Origin of the sequence: Parabacteroides sp. Marseille-P3160 (genome assembly GCF_900162725.1) — a bacterium.
Classification (GTDB): domain Bacteria; phylum Bacteroidota; class Bacteroidia; order Bacteroidales; family Tannerellaceae; genus Marseille-P3160.
Genome location: NZ_LT799418.1, coordinates 1,633,303 through 1,659,551, shown reverse-complemented (window position 1 = coordinate 1,659,551; position 26,249 = coordinate 1,633,303). Strand labels below are relative to the sequence as shown.

16 protein-coding genes and 2 pseudogenes are annotated in these 26,249 nt (G+C 44.5%); 6 read left to right on the top strand and 12 right to left on the bottom strand.

The annotated features are described in order from the left end of the window. Positions 1–12 precede the first annotated feature (12 nt). From BQ8014_RS06620 to BQ8014_RS06575, 10 genes and pseudogenes are all read right to left on the bottom strand, one after another. Complete coding sequence (locus BQ8014_RS06620; protein WP_080903680.1) at positions 13–1,158, bottom strand: efflux RND transporter periplasmic adaptor subunit; 1,146 nt, start codon at positions 1,156–1,158, stop codon at positions 13–15. A 32-nt stretch (positions 1,159–1,190) separates the two neighbouring features. Further along, on the bottom strand, positions 1,191–2,453 hold the full coding sequence (locus BQ8014_RS06615; RefSeq protein WP_080903679.1) for an ABC transporter permease: 1,263 nt from the start codon (positions 2,451–2,453) through the stop codon (positions 1,191–1,193). 23 nt (positions 2,454–2,476) lie between these two features. Further along, positions 2,477–3,754, bottom strand: a complete 1,278-nt coding sequence (locus BQ8014_RS06610; RefSeq protein WP_080903678.1) for an ABC transporter permease — start codon at positions 3,752–3,754, stop codon at positions 2,477–2,479. Next, the gene (locus BQ8014_RS06605; protein ID WP_080905855.1) at positions 3,741–4,430 is read right to left on the bottom strand and encodes an ABC transporter ATP-binding protein; all 690 of its coding nucleotides are present in this window, start codon (positions 4,428–4,430) and stop codon (positions 3,741–3,743) included. Before BQ8014_RS06605 ends, BQ8014_RS06610 begins: the two co-directional genes overlap by 14 nt. Before the next feature lie 284 nt (positions 4,431–4,714). Continuing rightward, on the bottom strand, positions 4,715–6,121 hold the full coding sequence (gene asnS / locus BQ8014_RS06600) for an asparagine--tRNA ligase (protein ID WP_080903677.1): 1,407 nt from the start codon (positions 6,119–6,121) through the stop codon (positions 4,715–4,717). A gap of 90 nt (positions 6,122–6,211) precedes the next feature. Then, positions 6,212–7,627 (bottom strand): pseudouridine synthase, encoded by a 1,416-nt coding sequence (locus tag BQ8014_RS06595; protein WP_080903676.1) that lies wholly within the window; start codon positions 7,625–7,627, stop codon positions 6,212–6,214. Between the two features lie 54 nt (positions 7,628–7,681). Beyond that, positions 7,682–9,025, bottom strand: a complete 1,344-nt coding sequence (gene purB / locus BQ8014_RS06590) for an adenylosuccinate lyase (protein ID WP_080903675.1) — start codon at positions 9,023–9,025, stop codon at positions 7,682–7,684. Positions 9,026–9,463: 438 nt separating this feature from the next. After that, positions 9,464–10,231 (bottom strand): FAD-dependent oxidoreductase, encoded by a 768-nt coding sequence (locus BQ8014_RS06585; protein WP_080903674.1) that lies wholly within the window; start codon positions 10,229–10,231, stop codon positions 9,464–9,466. 34 nt (positions 10,232–10,265) lie between these two features. Next, positions 10,266–10,856, bottom strand: a pseudogene (locus tag BQ8014_RS06580) (lyase family protein); the annotation flags it as partial. A 438-nt stretch (positions 10,857–11,294) separates the two neighbouring features. Further along, positions 11,295–12,482, bottom strand: coding sequence for a protoporphyrinogen/coproporphyrinogen oxidase (locus BQ8014_RS06575; protein WP_080903672.1), 1,188 nt, complete (start codon positions 12,480–12,482; stop codon positions 11,295–11,297). 122 nt (positions 12,483–12,604) lie between these two features. Between BQ8014_RS06575 and BQ8014_RS06570 the strand changes: the two genes are divergently transcribed. The 3 genes from BQ8014_RS06570 to hemN are packed head-to-tail and all read left to right on the top strand — an operon-like array spanning position 12,605 to position 17,296. Further along, entirely contained in the window at positions 12,605–14,698 is a 2,094-nt protein-coding gene (locus BQ8014_RS06570) for a TonB-dependent receptor (RefSeq protein WP_080903671.1), read from the top strand. 11 nt (positions 14,699–14,709) lie between these two features. Further along, positions 14,710–15,951 carry an MFS transporter gene (locus BQ8014_RS06565; protein WP_080903670.1) on the top strand — a complete coding sequence of 414 codons (1,242 nt, stop codon included), beginning with the start codon at positions 14,710–14,712 and terminating at the stop codon, positions 15,949–15,951. Further along, positions 15,929–17,296, top strand: coding sequence for an oxygen-independent coproporphyrinogen III oxidase (gene hemN / locus BQ8014_RS06560; protein WP_080903669.1), 1,368 nt, complete (start codon positions 15,929–15,931; stop codon positions 17,294–17,296). The genes BQ8014_RS06565 and hemN overlap by 23 nt, the downstream gene beginning before the upstream one ends. A 181-nt stretch (positions 17,297–17,477) precedes the next feature. Here hemN and BQ8014_RS06555 read toward each other — a convergent pair whose 3' ends face one another. Together BQ8014_RS06555 and BQ8014_RS06550 are read right to left on the bottom strand one after the other, a co-directional pair. Continuing rightward, complete coding sequence (locus tag BQ8014_RS06555; protein ID WP_080903668.1) at positions 17,478–19,151, bottom strand: arylsulfatase; 1,674 nt, start codon at positions 19,149–19,151, stop codon at positions 17,478–17,480. 31 nt (positions 19,152–19,182) lie between these two features. Next, positions 19,183–20,547, bottom strand: a complete 1,365-nt coding sequence (locus BQ8014_RS06550; RefSeq protein ID WP_080903667.1) for a sulfatase-like hydrolase/transferase — start codon at positions 20,545–20,547, stop codon at positions 19,183–19,185. A 1,380-nt stretch (positions 20,548–21,927) separates the two neighbouring features. Between BQ8014_RS06550 and BQ8014_RS06545 the strand changes: the two genes are divergently transcribed. The 3 genes and pseudogenes from BQ8014_RS06545 to BQ8014_RS19355 all read left to right on the top strand — a co-directional run. Continuing rightward, on the top strand, positions 21,928–25,014 hold the full coding sequence (locus BQ8014_RS06545) for a SusC/RagA family TonB-linked outer membrane protein (RefSeq protein WP_080903666.1): 3,087 nt from the start codon (positions 21,928–21,930) through the stop codon (positions 25,012–25,014). Between the two features lie 18 nt (positions 25,015–25,032). Continuing rightward, positions 25,033–25,908, top strand: a complete 876-nt coding sequence (locus BQ8014_RS06540; RefSeq protein WP_160150046.1) for a RagB/SusD family nutrient uptake outer membrane protein — start codon at positions 25,033–25,035, stop codon at positions 25,906–25,908. An 18-nt stretch (positions 25,909–25,926) separates the two neighbouring features. Beyond that, positions 25,927–26,249: pseudogene (locus BQ8014_RS19355) on the top strand (RagB/SusD family nutrient uptake outer membrane protein); the annotation flags it as partial.

Below are 26,249 nucleotides of genomic sequence, written 5' to 3'. Positions count from 1 at the left end.
CATTTGCCGGAATTAGTTAGTTTTTTTAGCTACTTCTTTTTTCTTTTTCGGATCAATTTCCGCACCACGAACCTTACTCTTTTCCGTTAATCCTTCCTGTATTTCAATTTTGATACCATCGGAAAGACCAACTTTCACCCGGTGTTTTTCAAAGAGCTGCTCCGGTTTTTCTTGTTTCAGCAACTGCACATAAGCCGTATCTCCTTCAAATGTCACGCAACTTTCCGGAACGGTCAGCACATTGATTGCCCGCTTCAGGACAATCTCCGCATTCGCACTGTATCCAGCGCGGATAAAAGCGTCCTCGGGAACACTGACCGCCGCTTTGATTTCAAAAAGAATGGCTCCATTGGTCTCAACACCTTTCGGAGCGACATACTCCAAGGAAGCGTCGAATTGACGGCTTTCCATGGCGCCGACCGTTAATTTTATCGGCATTCCCTCATGAATCCGGCCGATCTCGGTTTCATCAACCGTCCCCTTAAAGATCATGTCGTTCATATCGGCAACCGAAGCGATTGTCGTTCCGTCATTAAAATTATTGCTTTGAATGACCGAATTTCCGACTTTGATCGGTACATCCAGGATCATCCCGGTAATGGTACTGCGAACCTGCGTCGTACTGGCGATCTTTGAATTCTTAGCAATTCCGTCCCGGATAATTTCCAATGCCGATTGAGCATTCGAGAATTCCTCCCTTGCTTTTTTATAGGCCGCATCGGTTACTTCAAACTCAGCCTTGGCAACGACTCCGGAATCATATAATCCTTTATCACGATCATAGTTTTGCTTTGCCTGATTAAGGTTTATCTCCGCCAATTTAACATTCGATTCGGCGCTGTTCAACTGCACCATTTCAGGAATGACCTTGATTACTGCCAAAATCTCTCCCTGCTTGACCATTTGCCCGGCAATTTTCGGCAGCTCGGATACAATCCCGGAGATCTGGGGCTTAATCAACACCTCAAACCGAGGTTCCACCTTACCGGTTGCAACCGTCTTTGTCTCTACCGTATCGCGTTTGGGCGTGACAATCTCATACTGGGTAACAACCGGACGGGACTTTTGCCATAAAAAGTAAAACGTGCCGATTACCGCCAACCCTATCAGTGAAAGGAATGCAATACGCAGGATCTTTTTTACAACTGGATTCTTCATGATTATTCTATTGCTTTTATTGTTTTTCTTTTTTATTCTTCTCTAATTGCATCTATCGCCTTGATTTGCATCGCTCGCCAGGCAGGAATCAACCCGCTCAATAAGCCGCTCAACAATAATACCACTGTCGCAGCAATCGCCGTCGTTATGCTAACTTCCGGATCTTTAAAAAAAGTACCGTCATCCGACGGAGCAGACTCAATCAACCGGTTAATCGAATCCAGGATAAAAACGCCGACCGTCAATCCGATCAATCCGGCTAAAGCGGTAAGGAGGAGACTTTCGCTCATAATCTGTGATATAATATTCCAAGGTTTCGCTCCTAATGCACGGCGAATCCCAATTTCTTTTGTCCGTTCCTTTACCGTCACCATCATAATATTGCTGACGCCGATAACCCCGGCTAATAAGGTTCCCATTCCTACAAGCCAAACCAAAATATCAATCCCGACAAATAGATTTTCAAATGTCCGGAAATTAGCGGCCAGATTGAAACAACCCACCGCCTTGCGATCATCCGGAGAAATATCGTTTTGCGCCTTTAGGATGGCGGTCACCTGGTCTATCACCTCTTCCATCCGGTATCCCGGCTTTGCGGAAAGACACATGAAATAGAATGCATCTCCCTGGTTACTGGTAATCTGCATCGTTGAGAAAGGAAGCATAACGCTTTCTTCGCTTCTTCCTCCCATATTAAAATTCGCAGCTTTCCCTTTAATCACGCCCACGACCTGATAATAGATGCCATTAACCCGGATATATTTTCCTATCGCCTCTTCCCCGTTGGGAAACAAGACTTCCCTCACCTTTACTCCGATGTTACAGACTTTACGGGATTCCATCTGATCCACATCATTCAATAAGCGGCCTTCATAAACCTCTTGCGCTTCAATGTGAAAATAATCGGGATAGATTCCTTTTACACTATAGCCACCCGAACGTTGGCCGTATGCTATATTTTTATCTGATCGCGCTCCCCAGGTAATCGGTGACAAATAAGAGATTCCTTCCACGTTCTGTTTAATCAGCATGGCATCCCGGTTCCGCATTTGCCAGTAACGTCCTTTTTTAAATCCCTTATATGGTTCGGAAGTAGACTCCGTCCAGAAAAAAGCGGAGTTGGTAGCGAACCCTTCCGTTCCGGCAAATACGCCGTTCTTCATCCCTCTTCCAGAGCCCAACAGAATGATCAGCATCAGAATACCCCAGAAAACGCCGAAGCAGGTCAAGAAACTACGCACTTTATTACGCGTAATCGTTGCCCAAATTTCTCCCCATGTATCTAAATCAAACATCGTTCTTTGTTTTCATTGGTTTACTATTCTGCCCTCATCGCTTCAATTGCAGTAATCTTCACGGCTTTCCGCGCCGGCATATAACCGGCAAGTACCCCCGCTCCTATGATCAGGATGGTTGCCGATATGGCTACTCCGAGATTAACAGTCGGGTTCAGGAAGATCGTTGTATTCTCTCCGGGATTCCCGCCTCCGGCTGCCTGGGTAGCCTTTGCCATCTCCATTCCGTAATTCACTAACTCAGTCACGCCGATGCCCATGATCATCCCGAAATACCCGAAGACGGCGGTAATCAGGATCGACTCCAATATAACCAACTGCAGGATCGAAAGCGGGGAAGCGCCGATCGCTTTCCGTATTCCGAATTCTTTGGTCCGCTCTCTCACCGTAATCAGCATGATGTTACTCACCCCCACGATACCCGCAGTCAACGTTCCGATACCCACAATCCAGATAAAGAGTGCGATTCCGTTCATCATTCCGTTCATCATCCGGAAGTCATCGGCCGTATTCCAGATATATAAGGCTCCCTTATCTTCAGGGTTAAATTTATGTATCTTCCCAAGCCGTTCCCGCAATTTCTTTTCGAAAGCATCTGTATCGGCCTTTGTCTTTACATTCTGAAGCGTCATGAGCAGCCTGTCGATTTTTTGTCCTTCCCCATACAAGATCTGTCCGGTGGTAAATGGGATAAAGGCCGGATCATCATTGCTTTTCTCTTCGCTGTCATAAACTCCGATCACCTGGTACATAACCTTTCCCGCCTTGATAATCTTTCCCAATGGATTTTCCTCCTTGAACAACACTTCCGCCATACGGGGACTGATCACAATCACTTTTCTCCTTTCTTTTAAATCCAGGTCATTAATAAAACGCCCGTTTCCGGCCAAAACCTTCACCAAATCGATCTTTGCATGATCCGGATAGATAGCATTTAATGAATAAGTTCCATATTCTTCCTTGTAAGACAGTGTATCGTTATGGTAAAGCGTAGAGGATTTGGCGTTTATTTCGGGAAAACCGATGGATAAAGCTTCCAGATCGGTTGTCTCCAGGCGAATCCGCCGGTTTGTCTGCATACCCTGGTATGGCATGGTTGTATACCCGGCGCGTACGGAAACGCGGTTGTCCGACCACCGGCTGAAGTTGGACATCACTCCGTTCTTCAGTCCATTACCGGCTCCCAGCAAAGTAATCAGCATAAAGATCCCCCATGAAACAGAGAATCCGGTCAGGAAAGTACGAAGTTTATTCTTCTTGATCGTACTCCAGATCTCACGTATATTGTCAAAATCCAACATGTCCCTTCCCTTCCTCTATATCTTCAATCAATCCGTCTTTTACACGGATAATTTTCCTTGTTACATCCGCCACCGACTGTTCGTGCGTAACGATAATCATCGTCATCCCTTCCGCATTTACCTGGCTTAACAATTCCATCACCTCCCGCGTTGTTACGCTATCCAGCGCCCCGGTCGGTTCATCCGCCAGGATAACCTGCGGCTTGGCAATAAGAGCCCGTGCAATGGCTACACGCTGTTTCTGCCCTCCCGACATCTCGTTCGGCATGTGATCCGCCCAATCTCTCAATCCCACCATATCGAGATATTCCATGGCGATCGTATTCCGCTTACGCCTATTAACGCCCTGGTAATAAAGAGGCAAAGCAACGTTTTCCATTGCATTCTTGAATGAAATAAGATTGAACGATTGGAAAATAAAACCGATCATCCGGTTACGGATCTCTGCAGATTGCGTTTCGTTCAAATTCTTTATCAACTGACCGTCCAGATAGTATTCCCCCGTATCATACGTATCCAAAATGCCTAATATGTTCAATAAGGTAGATTTTCCCGAACCGGAAGCGCCCATAATAGAGACCATTTCTCCCTTTTCTATTATTAAATCAATCCCTTTCAGTACATGCAGGGGGGCGCCGTTATGGTATGTCTTATTTATATCTTTGAGTTCAATCATCATTGTTCTTTATGTATATAGACGAATCAGTTGTGAACTAGTTACAAAATTAATTTACTTTTCATTCTAAAGGCAAATATATTTTATCTTAGGATACCTTGTATCACAAGGTACTTATAATTATGATAATTTAACAAGTCTATAGCCAAAAAGAAAATTATCAAGGAGATCATGCGGCCTCGCACTTTACCGTCTTTCAGCGTTAAAAACAGAAAAGGATCTGTTCGGTAAGTAGTTTTCTTACTCCCATAACAGATCCCCGTCAATAAATAAATTGTTAATTGTCAGAATTCCACACTTTTCGGCGTACGCGGGAATGGAATGACATCCCGGATATTAGTCATACCGGTCACGAATAGCAATAACCGCTCGAATCCCAAACCGAACCCGGAATGAGGTGCCGTACCAAACTTACGGGTATCCATATACCACCAGATATCTTTTTCAGGAACACCCATCTCCGCTGCGCGCCGGGAAAGCTTTTCATAGTCTTCTTCCCTTTGCGACCCGCCGATGATTTCCCCTATTTTCGGAAAAAGCACATCCATTGCACGCACCGTCTTCCCATCTTCGTTTTGCTTCATATAGAAAGCCTTGATTTCCTTCGGATAATCCGTTAGGATCACCGGGCACTTGAAATGTTCTTCCACCAGATAACGCTCATGTTCAGAAGCCAGATCCGCTCCCCAGAAAATAGGGAACTCAAACTTATGTCCATTAGCTACGGCCTCTTCCAGGATACGGATTCCTTCGGTATAGGGCAAACGGATAAAATCCTGTTTCAAGACAAAATCCAGTCGTTCCAAGAGTCCTTTATCAAAATGATCGTTCAGGAATTGGATATCATCCTTGCAATGCTCCAACGCCCAGCGGATGCAATACTTGATAAAGTCTTCCGCTAACTGCATATTTTCCTTGATTTCATTGAATGCGACTTCCGGTTCGATCATCCAGAATTCGGCCAAGTGCCGGGGTGTATTGGAATTTTCTGCACGGAACGTCGGGCCGAAAGTATAGATCGCCCCCAAAGCCATTGCAGCCAATTCGCCTTCCAACTGTCCGGAAACGGTTAATCCGGTTTGCTTTCCGAAGAAGTCTTCGTCATAACGGATGGAACCCGATTCGTCCTTTTTCAAATCGTATAGGTTAAGCGTCGTAACCTGAAACATCTGCCCTGCGCCTTCGCAATCCGAAGCCGTAATAATCGGCGTATGAAAATAGTAAAAACCTCTTTCATGAAAGAACATATGGATAGCGATAGACATATGATGACGAATACGGAAAACAGCGCCGAACGTATTGGTCCGCGGCCGGAGATGAGCTACTTCACGCAGGAATTCCATGGAATGCCCTTTCTTTTGCAACGGATAGGTCGCCGGATCGGCGGTACCGTATACTTGGATTTCTTCCGCCTGGATTTCAACGTTCTGCCCCTGTCCCTGCGATTTCACCAACAGGCCATTCACATTAATACATGCTCCGGTCGTAATCAGCTTGAGTAATTCTTCATCAAACCGGGTGGTATCGACGACTATCTGTACATTATGAATGGTTGATCCGTCGTTCAAAGCGATAAAACTGACTTGTTTGCTACCCCGGCGTGTACGAACCCAGCCTTTCACGTTCACCTTTGTTCCATAGGCGTCGTTCTTTAATACATCTACAATTCTTGTTCTTTCAATTGTTTCCATTCTTAATTTTCTTTCTCTCAATAATTTAAACAAGTTAGCCGGTCAGTCAAAACAGTAACCGGCTAAGCTTGAACAATATATTTTCCTTATTTATTCGAAAGCCCCCATTCGGAGCGCGTTCACTTCCCTTTCCGACAGATAACGCCACTTGCCGCGAGGCAAATTCTTCTTCGTTAATCCGGCAAAATAAACCCGGTCCAATTTAATGACATGGTAGCCTAACGTCTCGAACATACGCCGTACGATACGGTTCCGCCCAGAATGAATTTCGATACCGACCTGGCTTTTATCGTCTTCCGTCGCATAACTGATCGCGTCGGCATGAATTTCACCGTCTTCCAGTTCCAATCCGTTGGCCAGCTTCTCCATATCTTCGATCGCCACGTTCTTGTCCAACCATACATGATAGATCTTTTTCTTTTTGAAGGAAGGATGGGTCAGCTTTGAAGCCAGATCACCGTCGTTAGTCAATAACAAAACCCCCGTCGTATTACGGTCCAGTCGTCCGACCGGATAAATGCGCTCACGACAAGCATTTTTCACTAAATCCATCACCGTCCGGCGTTCCTGCGGATCGTCGGAAGTCGTCACACAATTCTTCGGTTTATTCAGCACGATGTAGATCTTGCTTTCGATTTCCACCGGTTGGTCATGGAACATCACCCTGTCTAAACGGGTAATCTTGGTTCCCAATTCCGTTATGACCTGATCGTTCACCTTCACGACACCTGCCTGGATAAATTCATCCGCTTCCCGGCGGGAGCATACTCCGGCATTGGAAAGGTATTTATTCAGACGAATCGGCGCCGTCGGATCGGTAACCAGTTCCTTATATTTAACGACCGGCTGTGGAGCGGCAGAAGGACGGCTTATCCGTTTCTGATTGAACGGGGGACGGTTGCCGCCTTGGGGACGGTTGCCGTAACCTCCGCTGGTTCTCGGGCGGTATCCTCCGCCTTCTCCTCCGCGGAAATCACGTGAATCACGTGAATCACGATTTCCATACGAGTTGACACGGCTGCTCTCGCCTACTCTCGGTCGTTTCCGGCGTACGCCGCTTGCATCTTCGGAAGCATAGTTTCCACTGTTGTTTCCTCCGTAGCCTCCTCCCGATTGGGAATAACGGTTCGGTTGGCGCGGTCTGTCATACGAGTTGGGCGAACTGTTGTAGGAAGAACGATTGTAGTCATTCTCCCGGCCTTCATTAATCCGAGGCCGGCTCGGACGATTGCCATAAGATGAATTTTCATTGCTGTAACCTCCGGTTCTCGGACGGTTCCCATACGACGGCCTGTTATTGCCGTAGCTATTTCCTTCATACGAAGAATGGTTGCCACCGTATGCCCCCCGGTTGTTACTCCGGTTTCCATAGCTATTTCCTTCTCTTTCCGGACGGTTAAAAGGTTTTCGCTCATAATTGTTTTCCCTCGAATCAGTTCCTTCCCGTCGTATACTCGGGATCACCTTTCTTGGACGTGGTTGTCCTTCATTTTCTTCTGTTGCCATTTTTTTAATCAATTGATAATAAGACAATGCAATCTCACGATTGCTTTACTAACACTAAACACCTAAATAGTTAAGCGGTGTCACCGCTTTTAATTCCTCTTTTACCTTTTCACTCACATGGAGCGAGTCAATGAATTTTTTAATCGATACCTCTGTTATCTGTTTATTCGTTCTCGTCAATTCTTTCAATGCCTCATAAGGCTTTGGATAACCTTCCCGACGAAGAATAGTTTGTATAGCTTCTGCCACGACAGCCCAATGGGCATCTAACTCGTGGCGCAGGACTTCTTCATTTAATAACAATTTTCCTAATCCTTTTGTTAAACTTTTAAATGCAATTTCTATATGCGCCAGCGGTACGCCGATGTTGCGCAAGACAGTCGAATCCGTCAAATCCCTTTGCAAGCGCGAGATCGGCAATTTCATGGATAAATGGGTAAGTATCGCATTCGCCATTCCCAGGTTGCCCTCCGCATTCTCAAAATCGATCGGATTGACCTTGTGGGGCATGGCCGAGGAACCCACTTCGCCGGCCTTGATCTGCTGTTTGAAGTATTCCATTGAAATATATTGCCAAAAGTCCCTGTTCAAATCAATCAGTATGACGTCGATCCGTCTTAATGCATCGAACAGCGCCGCCAGATTGTCATAATTGGAAATCTGGGTGGTCCACTCCTCCCGTTGCAACCCCAAAACATCCCGGACGAAATGGTTGCCGAATGCACACCAATCCTGTTCCGGAAAAGCGACCTGATGCGCATTGAAATTCCCCGTGGCTCCGCCGAATTTAGCGGAAATGGGAACGTTCTTCAACAAAGCCGATTGCTGTTCCAAGCGATAAACAAAGACCCGGATCTCTTTCCCGAGGCGGGTCGGAGAAGCCGGCTGCCCATGCGTTTTGGCCAGCATCGGAACGTCTTTCCAGCGCTCTGCGTAATCAGCCAGCACATCGATTACTTTCTGAAGTGATGGATAATAAGTTTCCTCCAATGCATCTTTCAGGGAAAGCGGAACGGAAGTGTTATTTATATCCTGTGAAGTCAGTCCGAAATGGATAAACTCTTTATAATCCTGCAACGAGAGTCCGTCGAATTTCTCTTTTAGGAAATACTCCACCGCTTTTACGTCATGGTTTGTAATTTTTTCAATATCCTTGATGCGTTGGGCGTCTTCAATGGAAAAAGCCTGGTAAATCCTACGCAAAGGAACTTCCACCGCCGGAAGATCCAACGATTTCAATTGGGGGATTGTCTTAGCCAGAGTGATAAAATACTCAATTTCCACGCGCACCCTGTATTTAATAAGGGCATATTCTGAAAAATAAGCGTCTAATCCTTCTACCTTCTCCCTATACCGGCCGTCAATCGGCGAAATAGCAGTTAGTGATGATAATATCATAATATTCTATTGAGATATTCCAGAGCCTACAAAGGTAGTGTTTTCATCAATAATATTCAAATAGTTAAAAACAGAACTTCAACGTAATTATTCAAAAAAAATACATTAATACTTTAAATATCGTTTTACGTTCATTACCTTTCAAAGATGCGCGATCTTGTTTAGGATTGAAATCTCCCTTCCGGGATTTTGCTATCGACAAGGCAATAAACCCTTTTTCATGCCGGGACATAGGTAAAACGTTGCCGAAGCAGTGCCTTTTTATTTTATCAGTAACAACAATCTAATTTTTCCCGATGGAGCGAAGATCTTTTACCGGCCGGTAAAAGATCTTCGCCCGACCATAGAAAATTAAAGAATCAGTGCAAAACAAAAGAAATCAGTATGTCGAAGCATTCAAATGCCAACACGCAAGCCATGTCTTTGCTTGCACCAATTTTAGGCCCCGAACCGCTTGGCTTCGTCCGACGAGCGATGGACGCAATCTTCGAGGGATAGACCGTAATAATAGTTCCCGAGAAGGAAAAGATCCTCCTGCGTTCGCAATTCTTCTACCTTCCGGAGCAAGGGGGTATGGGGCAAACGAAGGGAAGGCAGCGAATGGGTAGTCGAAAAAGATTCCAGGATATCCTCCGGCCGGAGGGAGAGAACCCGGCAGAGAATAGCGCGCTTTTCCTCTTCCGTCGTACGTTGCCCTTCCACATGGAGGGTAAAACTCCGGAGTTCAGGATGTTCGGCGACATCCCTTGTTACGATGGAAAGGAATTCGTCTGAAACCGGAATGATTCCCGCGAGCTTAGGAAGGGTGAGCGCGTCCTTTTTCACGATGATGTCCAAGGTTTCGGAATGAAAGGGAGGGATCGTCCGGAAATAGTCGGCGATGGCCGGCTCCAACGATCGGATAAGCCCGGCGGTGATATGGGCGGGAGTCGCTAAGGCGACGGCTTGCGACTCCAGGACTTTCCCATCCGACGTACTGATTCGGTATTTTCCATCCTCTTTTGCGACCTCCATCACCTCCGTCCCGGTATGGACTTGCAAGCCGCCTTTCTCTACGATATTCCGCAGGAAAGAAAGCAAGCCGCCTTTGAACGAGAACTTGCGCGGATACTCTTTCCGCCTCTCTTTCCGTCTTTTCAGGAAGATTTCGGCAGGATACTCATCAGCATTCTGCGAAATAACCGCACGGAACAGTTTGGAAAACAAATGGTCATAGTTTGTCGCGCCGACAANGAACGTTCTTCAACAAAGCCGATTGCTGTTCCAAGCGATAAACAAAGACCCGGATCTCTTTCCCGAGGCGGGTCGGAGAAGCCGGCTGCCCATGCGTTTTGGCCAGCATCGGAACGTCTTTCCAGCGCTCTGCGTAATCAGCCAGCACATCGATTACTTTCTGAAGTGATGGATAATAAGTTTCCTCCAATGCATCTTTCAGGGAAAGCGGAACGGAAGTGTTATTTATATCCTGTGAAGTCAGTCCGAAATGGATAAACTCTTTATAATCCTGCAACGAGAGTCCGTCGAATTTCTCTTTTAGGAAATACTCCACCGCTTTTACGTCATGGTTTGTAATTTTTTCAATATCCTTGATGCGTTGGGCGTCTTCAATGGAAAAAGCCTGGTAAATCCTACGCAAAGGAACTTCCACCGCCGGAAGATCCAACGATTTCAATTGGGGGATTGTCTTAGCCAGAGTGATAAAATACTCAATTTCCACGCGCACCCTGTATTTAATAAGGGCATATTCTGAAAAATAAGCGTCTAATCCTTCTACCTTCTCCCTATACCGGCCGTCAATCGGCGAAATAGCAGTTAGTGATGATAATATCATAATATTCTATTGAGATATTCCAGAGCCTACAAAGGTAGTGTTTTCATCAATAATATTCAAATAGTTAAAAACAGAACTTCAACGTAATTATTCAAAAAAAATACATTAATACTTTAAATATCGTTTTACGTTCATTACCTTTCAAAGATGCGCGATCTTGTTTAGGATTGAAATCTCCCTTCCGGGATTTTGCTATCGACAAGGCAATAAACCCTTTTTCATGCCGGGACATAGGTAAAACGTTGCCGAAGCAGTGCCTTTTTATTTTATCAGTAACAACAATCTAATTTTTCCCGATGGAGCGAAGATCTTTTACCGGCCGGTAAAAGATCTTCGCCCGACCATAGAAAATTAAAGAATCAGTGCAAAACAAAAGAAATCAGTATGTCGAAGCATTCAAATGCCAACACGCAAGCCATGTCTTTGCTTGCACCAATTTTAGGCCCCGAACCGCTTGGCTTCGTCCGACGAGCGATGGACGCAATCTTCGAGGGATAGACCGTAATAATAGTTCCCGAGAAGGAAAAGATCCTCCTGCGTTCGCAATTCTTCTACCTTCCGGAGCAAGGGGGTATGGGGCAAACGAAGGGAAGGCAGCGAATGGGTAGTCGAAAAAGATTCCAGGATATCCTCCGGCCGGAGGGAGAGAACCCGGCAGAGAATAGCGCGCTTTTCCTCTTCCGTCGTACGTTGCCCTTCCACATGGAGGGTAAAACTCCGGAGTTCAGGATGTTCGGCGACATCCCTTGTTACGATGGAAAGGAATTCGTCTGAAACCGGAATGATTCCCGCGAGCTTAGGAAGGGTGAGCGCGTCCTTTTTCACGATGATGTCCAAGGTTTCGGAATGAAAGGGAGGGATCGTCCGGAAATAGTCGGCGATGGCCGGCTCCAACGATCGGATAAGCCCGGCGGTGATATGGGCGGGAGTCGCTAAGGCGACGGCTTGCGACTCCAGGACTTTCCCATCCGACGTACTGATTCGGTATTTTCCATCCTCTTTTGCGACCTCCATCACCTCCGTCCCGGTATGGACTTGCAAGCCGCCTTTCTCTACGATATTCCGCAGGAAAGAAAGCAAGCCGCCTTTGAACGAGAACTTGCGCGGATACTCTTTCCGCCTCTCTTTCCGTCTTTTCAGGAAGATTTCGGCAGGATACTCATCAGCATTCTGCGAAATAACCGCACGGAACAGTTTGGAAAACAAATGGTCATAGTTTGTCGCGCCGACAATCGGACGGAAATAATCCCGTACCGTTTTCCCCGCCTTGGAGGAAAAGAAGAGCCGGGGACCGTGCAGGAACAGGGAAAAAAAAGAGATTTCCGACTGAACGCCTTTGACTTCCCCGCCGGCAAATAATTTGTAGGCGCACCGGTCCAGGCCCAAAATTTCATCTCCCAGCTTTAGGTCTTCAACAAGAGAGAGAAGATGAACATAGGTATTATAACAGGTATGCGAACCCAGTTCCATCCAGTAATCTGGATAAAGGGCGGAACGGCACGTCCGGATCTGGCCGCCGATCTCATTTTCCTTTTCGAGAACCAGCACTTTCCGTCCGGCCTTTTTGAGCTGGCAGGCGAAGGAAATGCCGCTGATGCCTCCGCCTATAATGATGCAATCATACATGACGCAAAGGTACGATTTTTTCTTTTTGCAAAAGAATCACTATATGTAGTGATTGTCCCCTATCCGGGACATGATTACTTTTGCAAACAAAAACAAATTGCATACTCAGTCATCTTAAAACCATGAAAAAAAGAAGCGTATTGTTACTCGCCCTCTCCCTCTTAACGGTTTCCTTTGCCGCCGAAGCCTCCGGACCGCTTTCGGAGAACGACTCCGTCCCTATGTCGGTACAGGCGAAAGAAGTCGTCATCGTCGCCTTCAAAAACAATAAGGATCTATCCCGGCTGCCGGTATCTTCCAGCCTGTTGACCGAAGAATCGCTCAAAGAACGGAATGTCGTTTCCATTAAGGAACTCAATGCCTTTGTCCCCAATTTTTTCATGCCGGAATATGGCTCCAAGCTGACGTCACCCGTTTATATCCGCGGGATAGGCTCGCGCATCAACGCGCCTTCCGTCGGGCTTTATGTAGACGGGGTGCCATACTTCGACCGCTCTTCCTTCGATTTCAACATACAGGATGTCGACCGGATCGAGGTGCTGCGCGGCCCCCAGGGAACCATTTACGGACGCAACGCCATGGGCGGTATTATCAATGTATATACAAAATCACCTTTCCGGTATAAGGGAACCGATCTCGGGGTGTCCACCGGAAACTATAACCAATACAAAGCGAATCTTTTCCATAGCGGAAACGTAAAAGAGAAATTCGGTTATTCCGTTTCAGCCAATTACCAGCATCTGGGAGGTTATTTCAAGAACTTGTACCGCAAAAAGCAGGCAGACCGGATGAATGCTTTTGCCGGGCGGATCCGCCTGGGCTGGCAAATCAATGCGGACTGGGTGGCCTACCTTTCTTCGGCTTACGAATACTCTGACCAGGACGGCTACCCGTACGGGATTTACCATTCGGAAAACAACACCGTAGACAAAGTCAACTACGACGCCCGTTCTTTCTATCGCCGGAATATGTCGAATAACGGATTGAATCTCGAATATTCCACGCCGGAAATCCGGTTTTCCTCCCAGACCTCTTTCCAGTACTTTGACGGGAAACAGGGAATCGACCAGGACTTTACCGTGGATGATAAATATTACGTCACTTTTACCCACCGCCAGCAGATGTATTCCCAGGAATTCAACCTAAAATCAAACGAGGAACATTCGTACCAATGGTTGTTCGGCGCCTTCGGTTTCTACCAGAACTATAACCAGGAGAACGATGTGGAATATCATCAGCTTCATAAGGAAACAATCACCGGAGTAGATAATCCGAGCATGGGTTATGCTTTTTACCACCAATCCGTCTTCCGGGACTTGCTGCTGGAAGGACTGGCATTGACGGCCGGCATCCGTTACGGCTGGGAACGCACCGAAATGGAAAACAGGACTACGGCAATCGATTCTATTCATCACACAAACGATCCCATTAAGGGAAACGATTCTTTTTCCAGAATAACACCCAAAGTTTCACTTCAATACCAATTCAACACCGACCGGATGGTCTATGCCTCCGTCAGCAATGGTTATAAAGCGGGTGGATTCAACACGACAGCCGAGGAAGAGAAAGACCGCACATTTCGCCCTGAAAAGAGTTGGAGCTATGAAACCGGCGGCAAGTTCAATTTCTTTCAGGACCTGATCCATACGGAAGTTTCCCTTTTCTACATCGACTGGCGGGATCAGCAGATTTCACAAAAAAGGGCGACTGAACAAGGATTCAAGCTGCGCAACGCCGGCAAATCGGTTAGTAAGGGGCTGGAGGTCATGACGCAGATACAGCCAGCAAACGATATGAATATCCAGTTGAATTACGGCTATACGCATGCGAAGTTCAAAGAATTCCTATATGACGAGGCAAAAGGAATTGATTATGGAGGTAATTTCTTACCTTTGGTGCCGAGAAATACGTTTTCTGCCGCAATAAACTATGCCGTTAGGCCGGCTGTAGATTGGCTGGAACGGATTGATTTTAATATTCAATATGTCGGGTTAGGCAAACTATATTGGAATGAGGACAATCTATCGGAACAGCCTTATTACCAGACGGTCAACGGCAGGATTTCCCTGACACAAGGAAATATCTCGCTCGACATTTGGGCTAAAAACATATTGAATGAAAAATATATTACCTATTATTTCGAATCGATGGGGAACCAATTCGCTCAGCAAGGACGGCCGTTCACTGTAGGCGTAGACGTAAACCTGAAATTTTAACGGCATCATACATGAATTTGAATCTTCAAAAGGGAAGCAAACTTTTTACTTTTTTCTGTTTATATATCGCCCAATCCATACCGATGAGCTTTTTCTCAACGGTATTGCCGGTAATTATGCGGCAGCAGAACTTTTCCCTTGAAATCATCGGCATGCTTCAGTTCCTTAAACTGCCGTGGATATTGAAATTCCTCTGGTCGCCCGCCATCGACCGCTCCAGTTCGCAACTGAAACATTACAAACGATGGATTTTTTCGTCGGAGATCATTTATGCCATACTGATTCTCTGCATTTCTTTCCTGGACTTCCATGTGACCCCACTGCTGATTATCGGGCTGGTGGTCTGCTCTTTCATCGCCTCTGCAACGCAGGACATAGCGACGGACGCGTTAGCGGTTGTTTCTTTCGGAAAGAGAGAAAAAAGCTTAGTAAACAGTATGCAGTCGATGGGCAGTTTCGCCGGTGCTATGGTAGGCGGGGGATTGTTGTTACTGCTCTATAACAAACTGGGATGGGGCAATTTGCTACCTTACCTGGCCTTGTTCGTCGTGATTTCCCTCCTTCCCTTACTCTTCTTCAGGGAAAAGCAATTAGATGAACCGTTAGTAAAAAAGGACTTACCGAAAGCCAATCCGGACGACTTGTTCGGCTTTTTCAAACAAAAGGGAATCTGGAAACAAATCCTGTTTCTTTTCCTTTATTATATCGGTCTGATCGGAATCTTGAGTATGTTGAAGCCTATGCTGGTGGATTACGGATATAATATGAAAGAAATCGGAATTATGTCCGGTATTGTGGGAACGTCTATCGGCTGCCTGGCTTCCTTTACCGGAGGTTTCATCGTCCGCCAGATCGGACGGCATACTTCCCGGATCCTATTTGCGACCCTCACACTGGTGACAACTCTCTATTTTTATCTCCTGGTGACGGAGTTCCCGATAAATACGGCGACACTGCATTGCGGCATCTCCCTCCTTTGGGCGAGTTACGGCCTCTCCACGATCGTGGTCTATACTACGGCAATGGACTGCGTCCGCAAAGGATATGAGGGTACGGACTTCACCATCCAAACGGTGATTACCCATTTGAGCAGTATGCTGATGGCAGTCGGCGCCGGGAAACTGGCCGGAACATTCGGCTATGATAAACTGTTTCTTACGGAGATCGGTGTTGCAACCCTCTCCTTACTTTATATTTTAACAGTCTACAGGACGAAAAAAACAGGAACTGATGAATCAGGAACTTCTAAATAAATACAGCGTACCTGTCCCCAGATACACAAGTTATCCTCCGGCTAACTTCTTTCATGAAGGTTTTACGGAAGAATCCTACCGACAGGCGATCCTTGAATCGAACCGGCAGGAACCCCGTGCGATTTCATTTTATATCCATATTCCGTTTTGCTCCCAAATGTGTTATTACTGCGGGTGCAACGCGATCCGGATGCGGGACCGGAAAACCGTCCGGCACTATATCGATGCGGTCAAAAAAGAAATGCAACTTGTCTTTCCCCTTATTTCCCATGACCGGAAGGTTTCCCAGATACATTACGGGGGAGGAACGCCGACTTCGCTCCCTATCGAAATACTGAAAGAGCTTAATGGACAGATCTTAAATGAATTTGATTGCATCGAACAGCCGGAAATCGCCATCGAATGTCATCCGGGGTATCTGAAGGAAGAATATTGGGAGGCTTTGCCGGAAGCCGGCTTCAACCGGGTTAGCCTCGGCATACAGGATTTTAACGAGGAAGTGCTGAAGGCAGTCCGCCGTAAACCGTCCTTTTTACCGGTGGAAGAGATCGTAAGCCGGATGCGGGAAAAAGATATTTCGGTCAATCTGGATTTTATCTACGGGCTCCCGCTTCAAAGCGTCGAATCCTTCACCGAAACAATTCGGCGTGCTATTACCATCCGTCCCAACCGAATCGTCACCTTTTCCTACGCGCATGTTCCTTGGGTTAATCCCTTGCAGAAGAAGCTGGAAGAGGCCGGCTTGCCGACGACCGACCAAAAGGAGGCGCTCTTTACGCACGCCTCCGCTCTGCTCCGCGAGGCCGGCTACCAGTCCATCGGTCTCGATCATTTTGTTTTACCGGAAGACGAACTGTACCATGCCGTCAAAGAAAAGGCGCTCCATCGTAACTTCCAAGGTTACTGTACCCGCCGGACGACCGGACAGGTTTATGCCTTCGGTGTTACAGGCATTAGCCAGTTGGCGCACTCCTACAGCCAGAACACGAAAGATTTCGATACTTATCTCCGCCAGATAGAAGAAGGCCGCCTGCCGGTCTCCAAAGGTTACCTTCTCGATCCGCAAGAACAAATCACCGGTAGGGTCATCGAGACATTGATGTGCAACTACCATATCGACTGGCAAGAGATAGCCGCCTACTTCCACCGTCCGGCAGAAGAGATCAAGCAAACGATCCGCTATGACGAAGCGGCCCTCGCCGCCTTTGCCCGCGACGGCCTCATCACCTTCGACGAGAACCATCTCCAGATGCTGCCGGAGGCCACCCCTTTTGTCCGCAACGTTGCCGCCTCTTTAGATCCCCTCCTACTGCATACCGACAAGAAATTCTCCAAGTCCATATGAGATGAATCCGGAATTTACAGCTATTGGGTAGATTCTACCCGAAGCTTTTCCCCGTCCAACAGGCTTCTCAACCGTGCAACTTAATCATGCCTTTCTACTTAATAGTATTTCTTACTCCTTGCTTATCACACCAATATATTAATTATTCAAATTCCGCAATGAATGTAGAGAATAAATTCTCTCAAGGACGAGGAACTACCATATGTTGTTCCTCCCATATCATATAATGACGTTCCATTTCTTTTACCCGTTCAGGATATTTAGCCGATAAATCATGTAATTCCGTACGATCTGCATTCAAATCATACAGCTCCCATTGCTTAGAACCTGCCGGCTTAACAATCTTCCATCCCTCAGCATCAATCAAAGCTTTCTCATTAAAATGCTCGAAACACAGATCTCTATCATCTCTCGTATATTTCTTTTCAAATAGGGGAACCAAACTCTTTCCTGCATAGGGTAGTATCTGATATCCATGATATTCGGTAGGATAGTTAGCTCCGGTTAGTTCCACACAAGTCGCCATCAAATCGATGACATGTCCTTTCTCCGTGACAATCGATCCTTTGGGCTGTTTAATTCCTTCCGGCCAATAAGCAATCAGAGGGGTACAAATGCCGCCTTCATACGTTTTTGCTTTCCAAAAACGAAAGGGAGTATTGGCAACATTCGCCCATCTGGCGCCTATCGAAGCATATGTATTCTGAGTACCGGGCAAGACTTCCTTCTTCCGCGGATAGATGATTTTTTCTCCGTTGCGCATCTCGGCAGGGCGATCGTTTTCTCCCTCGGAATAATTCTGGCAATCCTCATTGCTGGCGCCATTATCCGATAAAAACAGGATCAAAGTATTATTTAATTCCCCACTCTCCCGTAATGTCTCCATAACCCGCCCAATTTCACGATCCATCCGATCTACCATAGCTGCATGGACCGCCATGGCATGTGCATCCCATTCTTGCGTAGGATCCTCTTCCCATGAATCCTGAAACTGACGCGGAGATAGAAAGTTATCGGAATCACCGAATATTTTCAACTGCTTCATCCGCTCATAGCGGGCTTCACGAATCTTATCCCAACCGGCCTTGTACGTATCTTCGTATTTCCGGATATCTTCAGGAAGGGCATGCAACGGCCAGTGGGGACTATGATACGACAAATACATGAAAAAGGGTTTATCAGACTTTGTGTAGCGATTTATGTAGGCCACTGCACTATCGGTCAAAGCAATTGTGCTATAATAATCCGCCGGTACCGTATCCATAGGTTGATCTCCATTGACTAAACTAAACGGGTCAAAATAATTGACTACCCCATAAATTGTTCCATAAAAATCCTGAAAGCCGCGGTTCACCGGGTAATTCTCTTTGGGAGCAAATTCTTCATGACGCACTTGATGAGCCAACCATTGGCGTTGATCCGGCCGTAACGGAGTTTCGGCTACATGCCACTTGCCGATCATTCCTGTTTGATAACCGGCTTCTTTCAAAACTTCCGCTATTGTAACTCCGTTATGTGTCATGGTCCCACGGTAACCGGGCAAATGATCATCGAATGTCATTCGCCCAATGCCTGCCTGATGAGGATAAAGTCCTGTCAACAAAGACGCTCTCGTAGGACAACTGCGTCCCGCATTATAGAAATGGGTAAACCGGATCCCGTTTTCCGCCAGCTTATCCAGGTTGGGAGTCTGTACTTCACCCCCATAACAGCCTAAATCGGAATATCCTAAATCATCAGCCAGAATAATAAGGATATTGGGCTTGTTTTTTCCCTGGTTATCAGCATAAACAGCTGCACTTGCCGAAACAGCAAGCGCAGCAAAAGAAACTGATCTAAATGTTCTTATATTCATCGGCTATTTAGTTTCAGTTAAAAACGTGTCTTTATTTATCCCCAGGAAAAGTATCGAGCAAAGTTTTTAGTTCTCCCGCTTTTTCAGGATAGTCATTAATTACATTTACACGTTCGCTTGGATCTTTATTAAGGTTAAATAGTTCAGATAAAACGACCTCTCTCTTTGTCTCATCGACGATCCTTGTTCTCCTGTATTTCCATTCTTTATCTTTAACAGCCTCGGCTTTGCCATGATTTACCAGATAAATCGGACGATGTTCATAATGCTCGTGTTCTGCCTTTCCTGTAAGGAGATCTGCGATTGACTGCCCGTCTACTACCCGGTCTTCAGGCAAACCAGCCCCAGTCCATTCTGCCAAAGTAGGTAGAACATCTACATTGCTTATCGGATTGCCAGGAATAAATCCCGGTTGGGTATGGCCTTTCCAATAAATAATGAACGGAACCCGTACGCCTCCTTCATACGTTTGTCCCTTGGAGCCTCTGAAAATTCCGGCAGCTCCCGCATGCCAACGTTCGGTTATGCCGTCCTTCGACATTCGCTCCGGATATTCTATCCACGGACCATTGTCGCTGGAAAAAATAAAAATCGTATTCTCTGCGAAACCCAGCTCTTCCAATGTTTTCCATAGCTGTGAAAGATTAAAATCCAATTCCTCTACGACAGCCCCTAACTCACCGCTTGATTTTCTGTTTTCTTGCAGTCGCTCGGCTGCGGCAGCAAACCCAACGGGTAAATGGGGCATATTATAGGCCAGATACATAAAAAAAGGACTGTTTTCCTTTTGCCTCCTGATAAAGTTAACAGCCTCCTGCGTATAGAGTGAAGTAAGAAGAGAATCCGCCGGACGGATGATCTCCGGTGTTCTATCTCTAAAGATTTTAATGACCGTATCCGTTTGTACATAGGGATCCCTGTAGTCGTGACTGTACAGCATGCCGTAATAGGAGTCAAATCCTTGGGCAACAGGATGGTTATAAGCATGCCGGTCACCCAAATGCCATTTACCGATTGCCGTTGTATTATAACCCACGCTTTTCAATATTTCTGCAATCGTTACTTCCTCGTCTGCAATTCCTAAAGGAGAACCCGGAGAAATCGGATCGGGCAAATTAAGTCGGGAAGCGTATCTTCCGGTTAACAAGGAGGCCCGGGAAGGGGTACTTGAAGGACTGGTTACTGCATAATTTGTCGCCCGTACTCCAATCCTTGCGATGGAATCTAAAAAAGGCGTTCGTATTACCGGGTTGCCATAGCATCCCAAATCGGAATATCCCAAATCATCCGTCAAAACAAAAATAATATTAGGATGTTCCGCCTGCCCCATCGCTTTAGTCAAGCAACCCTGTAAAAGGAAAATCCCTCCCCATATAAAAACCTCTTGTTTTTTCATTTTGCTAATAATTATGTTACCAATGACCGTTTTTAATCAATTATTATTTAAATCTAATTCTTTTTGTAAGATCGACCAAAGATAATATCCACTAATCGATTTTACCCCATCGCCGTTGAACAAATTTAGGAAATACTCTCATACTATTGATATTTAGCGAATTAAAAATTTATTAGTTAGAAGCCGAATGTGATTAAATAAATATCCGACAATAGTGAATTTGAATTCTATTGTAGTCTATTTGAGAAGACCTATCTCTTTCTATAGGGAGCAAAGTAAAGTGATCCCATCAAGGAGGCAAATACCCTATTTATGGTATTTCTAACATTCCTGTCAAATTAAGCTTATTATCTTTCGGAACAAAGGCAAATTCTGGTTTTAATGGAATATGAAAAACGAAATAAGTATAGTAACGTGAGTTTCTTATAATCTGGCATTTATAGACAAAAATTATACCCTTGGCTCATTCTTCGCAAGAAGTGGATGCGAATTGTATTTTATTTAGATTAACGGGTCAAACTTAATAAACATTTTCAAAAACAACAAATATTTAAATCTATTTTTACTAGAAATGTATATTTGAGGCTTTATCTTCTGTTCATAAAGAAAAAAACAATCAATCATTTGATTATTAGATAAAAAAATGAAATTATGAATCCTTACTTTACTTGACTTCGGTTTGATACAGGATATGAGATCTATACTGACTTCAGTTATACAGGCGGCCGTCTAAAATATTTCTACTTCAGTAATTGAAGTTTCACAAATAAAAGAGCAAGTACACTCTTTTTTATGCCAAAGCAGTGGCATAACATTGCCTTTTTCCTACTATGGCCATGGCATTTCTATTTTTAATCAAAGTTAAACCGGCGTAACGCCAAGGCGTTTCTATTGCTTAAGCAAGGCCAAACAATAGATCGGGTATATATCTGCATGAAAATCAACATGTAGTAATACTACATCCCTGCTATTGACTGACAATAGTGAAACGTCTGTAATATAAAATGTTTTTCCCGCTTCTTGCGAAGAAGCAGAAGAGTAAAGAACAGATGGTGACACAACGTACGAGAAGAAGTAAACTATTATTTGAAACAACAGAAAATTAAACTAAAACAGAATCTAAGATCTATACGTGATAGAAATCCTATTATTAACCTAAAAACATAAATTATGCCAGAATAAGTAGATATATAAACAAAATTGTGTGCGGACACAGAAACTCCGAAATCAAAGATTGAGGGAGTGCACCTTTTATCAAAACATGAGGGAGGAATAATGTCTCCCTAATGTCAGGTAAAATACTAATAGGATGGAAAAGTAAATGCTACTCTTTCTATCCAAAGTTAAATCTAATCATCTATAAATAAAAATCACCATGTTATGAAAAAACAGTTTTTCTCATTTCATTTGTTTAGTCGTATACTTCCATACCTTCTATTTATAGGAGTGATATCATCCCAAGTAAACGGACAAATCAGTTCCGACATGGACATTACGGGAACTGTTAAAGACAATAAAGGAGAGGCCTTAATTGGAGTTAATGTCGTAGAAAAAGGGACAAATAAAGGGACAATTACCGATATCGAAGGGAAGTTCTCCATCAATGTTTCCAACGGAAATTCCACATTGGTGTTCTCCTATATCGGTTACACAACACAAGAAATTGTTGTGGGTAGCAAAAGGACAATTAATATTACTTTAGCAGAAGACTCTCAAAGTTTGGACGAAGTAATCGTTATCGGATATGGAACCATGAAAAAGAGTGACCTGACAGGAGCAGTCGCCCGGGTTTCGCTGGAGGAAAAAAGCGCAATACCGAATGTAACCCTTGCCCAGGCACTTTCCGGGACAACGGCCGGAGTAAATATCCAACCGGTCGGACTTGCCGGAGGTGACGCGAAATTGTCAATCCGGGGTCAAACATCTTTATCGGCAAATGACGATCCCCTAATCGTTCTGGATGGCATCATCTACAACGGCTCCATCACCGACATCAATATTAATGATGTTGAATACATCGATATATTGAAAGATGCAAGTGCCGCCGCTGTATATGGTTCGAGATCCGCAAATGGAGTTATCATTATTACGACCAAAAAGGGAAAGACCGAAAAACCGCGAATTTCGGTAAATATGTATCGAGGGGTGCAAGGAATGACAAACAATCCGATGAAAGTAATGAACGCCGATCAATACGCCATCCGTCTGGTGGATTATTATTATCAACAGGATTTATATACCTGGTATAAAACAAATCCGACCAGTGATGTTGGCAAACCGGTACGACCTGACATTACAAATCGTGAAGTGGTAGCCACCCGCCTAAGAAGGGAAGAAGAAAAAGAAAATTATCTGGCAGGGAATGAGATCGACTGGGTAGATCAAGTAATGCGTGACCATGCCATCATTGAGAATTACGATGTAAGCGTTTCGGGTAACGGCAATCGAGTAAATTACTACATTTCGGGATCGTATATTGGTGAAGAAGGTATCCTCAAAAATGACCAGTTTAAACGGTATACCTTTAACAGTAAAGTCAATACAAAAATCACAGACTGGTTTTCTATCGGTCTGAATGTAAATTACTCATATCGTGATTATTCCGGAGTCAATGCAAATCTGGATGCCGCACGAAAAGCAAGCCCATTAGCGAATAATGACTTGAGTGATCCTAGAAAATATGTGATTTACCTGACAGATGAAAGCTATATGCCCCATCCATTAGGATATACCAAAGCCGACAATGTAGATGTCAGAAACAATTTGTTTTTCGTAGCGAATGCTAAAATTGACATTCCGTTTATTAAAGGACTTTCTTATGATTTCAATTATTCAAATACGTATTATAACCAGAAAAATAATACTTTTTATCCGGAAACCATTGCGGATGGAGTAGCAAATAAGGGAAAAGCAGAGAAAAAACCTTTAGAAGAACGAAATTGGATATTCAATAATATCATTACCTATCTGAGAACATTTGGAGATCATAGCATCAATGCTACTTTATTATATAGCAGAGAGAAAAGAAACGGAGAATCCTATACATTTACTGCCGAAGGATTTGACAATCCGGCTTTAGGATTTAACAACATGCAGTTGGGAACAAAGTTGACTACAACAGATAATAAAGCATGGCAGGAACAAGGCGTATCTTATATGGGACGTATAAATTATCAATATCTTAACCGCTACATGATTACAGGGACGGTCAGACGGGATGGATTTTCCGGATTCGGATCCGACCAGAAATTTGTCACCCTGCCTTCTGTTTCTTTGGGATGGGTCTTATCTGAAGAATCTTTTCTCAATAATGCCGAATGGCTTTATTTAAAACTCAGAGGTTCTTATGGACAAAATGGAAATCAAGGAATCGGACGTTATTCCAGTTTTGCAAAAATGACCAGCGATCCTTATGTTTATGGGTCCAGTACATCAATAGGAGTTTATCCTTCCGCAATGGGAAACTCCTCCTTGGCTTGGGAAAAGACAAATTCCTATAATTTAGGCATTGATTATGCCCTGTTTAATCGACGCATATCCGGCTCAATCGACGTATACACGGCAAAAACTCAGGATGTATTGGTTAAAAGAAAGTTACCTATGTCCACCGGTTATGAAGAAATATGGACTAACATCGGAGGCATTAATAATAAAGGTATAGATATTGAGCTGAAAACCGTGAATATTGATCAGAAAAATTTCGCATGGAATACTGGAATAACCTTCTCCTTAAACAGAGATAAAATCAGTAAATTATATGGAGGAGGGGACGACAAGGATATAGGCAACTCCTGGTTCGTCGGCGAACCGATATCAGCGATTTATGATTACAAAATAGACGGTGGCCTATGGACTGAAAAAGATCTATATTCCGGAAATATATACAGCGGTTGGTATCCCGGTCAATATAAGTACGTAGATATCAATAAAGATAATGCGATCGACCCGGTAAATGATAGAACAATCATCGGTTATAAAACACCCAATTACCGGTTCAGCATCAGTAATACGCTAACCTATAAGAATTTTTCTCTTTTCTTTCTAATAAATTCAGTACAAGGAGGAAACGGATATTATCTAAGGAACAATTACGATGTTGTAAACGTATCTTCACGCTCCGATGATGTATATAGAATCAATCAATCTGCGGTTCGCCAGTACTGGACTCCAGAGAATGGCGTAAACAATGCAACAGGCATTTATAATTCGCCGGCTGTAACGAGTGGCGTATATGAAGACAGAAGTTTTGTACGGTTACAAGATGTATCTCTCACCTACACTTTCGACAAAAAAGTCTTAAATTATTTGGGGAAATTGGATAATCTCCAAGTTTATGTTGCAGGAAAAAATCTTTACACTTGGACAGATTGGTCAGGTTGGGATCCTGAAATCGTCACAGATGATTCAGCATCTCTTAATCAACCAACAATGCGCAACCTAACGGTTGGATTAAAATTATCATTTTAATAATTAATCTATATGGATATGAAAAGGATTAATATATATATGACGTTATTAGTAGCCATACTGACATGTTTTACTTCATGTAATGATAGCGAATTTCTGGAAGAAAATCCTAAAGACTTTTTGGCCCCTGAAAATGCTTACTCGTCAATCAATGGAATCAAGCAAGGAATTACCGGATTACATGCGACATTCCGTCGTAATTTCTTTTTCGGAGATGAAAATCAGGATATTGAAACTATTTACAAAGCATTAGGAACGGATATCGCCTTTCACGGGGAAGATCCCAACAGTACACGTTTTTTATGCAACTATGTCACTTATCTGACACCTGCATCCAGTTATGTAAAAGAGTATTGGCAGCGCCCCTACCGACTGATCCAAAGAGCGAATACGCTTATTAAAGCAATTGATGAATTAGATCCGGCCCTTTGGACGTCCGAAGGACAAAAAGAAGCTTATCGGGCGGAAGCCATGTTTTTCCGTGCCCATGCTTATCGCCATTTGGTTTCTTTCTTTGGGGATGTGCCGATTGTCAAAGACGTTATTAATTCCGCAAAAACCGATTTTGTCAGGGATCCCGCTTCCGAGGCTTATAAATTAATGGAAGAAGATCTAACTTATGGAACACAGTATCTCCCTGATCCCGGCAAAGAAGAAAATCCGGGAAGGATAACCAAAGGGGCGGCTTGGCAATTATTATGTGAAGTATACCTGGCTCAAAAAAAATATGAGCAAGCCGTAAATGCCGCGACAACCGTAATAGAAAAGTTGGGATATCATCTAATGACAGAACGGTTTGGTTCGACCAATGACGTATTTGGAACTGGGGATGTCTATCTGGATCTATTTGCCTTTGGAAATCAAAACCTAAGCGAGAATAAGGAGACGATTTAGGCTCTTCAGTTCGAACCATTGATTGACGGAGGTTCCAATAACAGGGGAACCCGTGCCTTTGGTCCTGCTTATTTCAGGATGGGAAATACTCCCGATGGCAAACAAGCCTTCAGAGGCGAACTTATAAACGGCGTTTATACAGGTTACTCAGATACGTTGGGACGCGGAGTTGCTTGGATACGTCCGACAAACCTTAGCTCTTATACGGTATGGGAAGGCAATTGGGACAACGATATTCGGAATGCCCGCCACAATATCAAAAGAGATTTCTACTTTGATAATCCGGAATCAATTTATGACGGGATGAAAATCGATTTCAGCTTATATCCGCCATCGGCGGG

Excerpts from the sequence above, each read along its gene's own strand:
- BQ8014_RS06605 (WP_080905855.1), bottom strand. The coding sequence starts at position 4,430 with ATGATTGAACTCAAAGATATAAATAAGACATACCATAACGGCGCCCCC.
- BQ8014_RS06615 (WP_080903679.1), bottom strand. The coding sequence starts at position 2,453 with ATGTTTGATTTAGATACATGGGGAGAAATTTGGGCAACGATTACGCGT.
- BQ8014_RS06545 (WP_080903666.1), top strand. The coding sequence starts at position 21,928 with ATGAAAAAACAGTTTTTCTCATTTCATTTGTTTAGTCGTATACTTCCA.
- asnS (WP_080903677.1), bottom strand. The coding sequence starts at position 6,121 with ATGGAAACAATTGAAAGAACAAGAATTGTAGATGTATTAAAGAACGAC.
- hemN (WP_080903669.1), top strand. The coding sequence starts at position 15,929 with ATGAATCAGGAACTTCTAAATAAATACAGCGTACCTGTCCCCAGATAC.
- BQ8014_RS06570 (WP_080903671.1), top strand. The coding sequence starts at position 12,605 with ATGAAAAAAAGAAGCGTATTGTTACTCGCCCTCTCCCTCTTAACGGTT.
- BQ8014_RS06610 (WP_080903678.1), bottom strand. The coding sequence starts at position 3,754 with ATGTTGGATTTTGACAATATACGTGAGATCTGGAGTACGATCAAGAAG.
- BQ8014_RS06555 (WP_080903668.1), bottom strand. The coding sequence starts at position 19,151 with ATGAATATAAGAACATTTAGATCAGTTTCTTTTGCTGCGCTTGCTGTT.
- BQ8014_RS06620 (WP_080903680.1), bottom strand. The coding sequence starts at position 1,158 with ATGAAGAATCCAGTTGTAAAAAAGATCCTGCGTATTGCATTCCTTTCA.
- BQ8014_RS06550 (WP_080903667.1), bottom strand. The coding sequence starts at position 20,547 with ATGAAAAAACAAGAGGTTTTTATATGGGGAGGGATTTTCCTTTTACAG.
- BQ8014_RS06565 (WP_080903670.1), top strand. The coding sequence starts at position 14,710 with ATGAATTTGAATCTTCAAAAGGGAAGCAAACTTTTTACTTTTTTCTGT.
- purB (WP_080903675.1), bottom strand. The coding sequence starts at position 9,025 with ATGATATTATCATCACTAACTGCTATTTCGCCGATTGACGGCCGGTAT.
- BQ8014_RS06540 (WP_160150046.1), top strand. The coding sequence starts at position 25,033 with ATGAAAAGGATTAATATATATATGACGTTATTAGTAGCCATACTGACA.
- BQ8014_RS06575 (WP_080903672.1), bottom strand. The coding sequence starts at position 12,482 with ATGTATGATTGCATCATTATAGGCGGAGGCATCAGCGGCATTTCCTTC.
- BQ8014_RS06595 (WP_080903676.1), bottom strand. The coding sequence starts at position 7,627 with ATGGCAACAGAAGAAAATGAAGGACAACCACGTCCAAGAAAGGTGATC.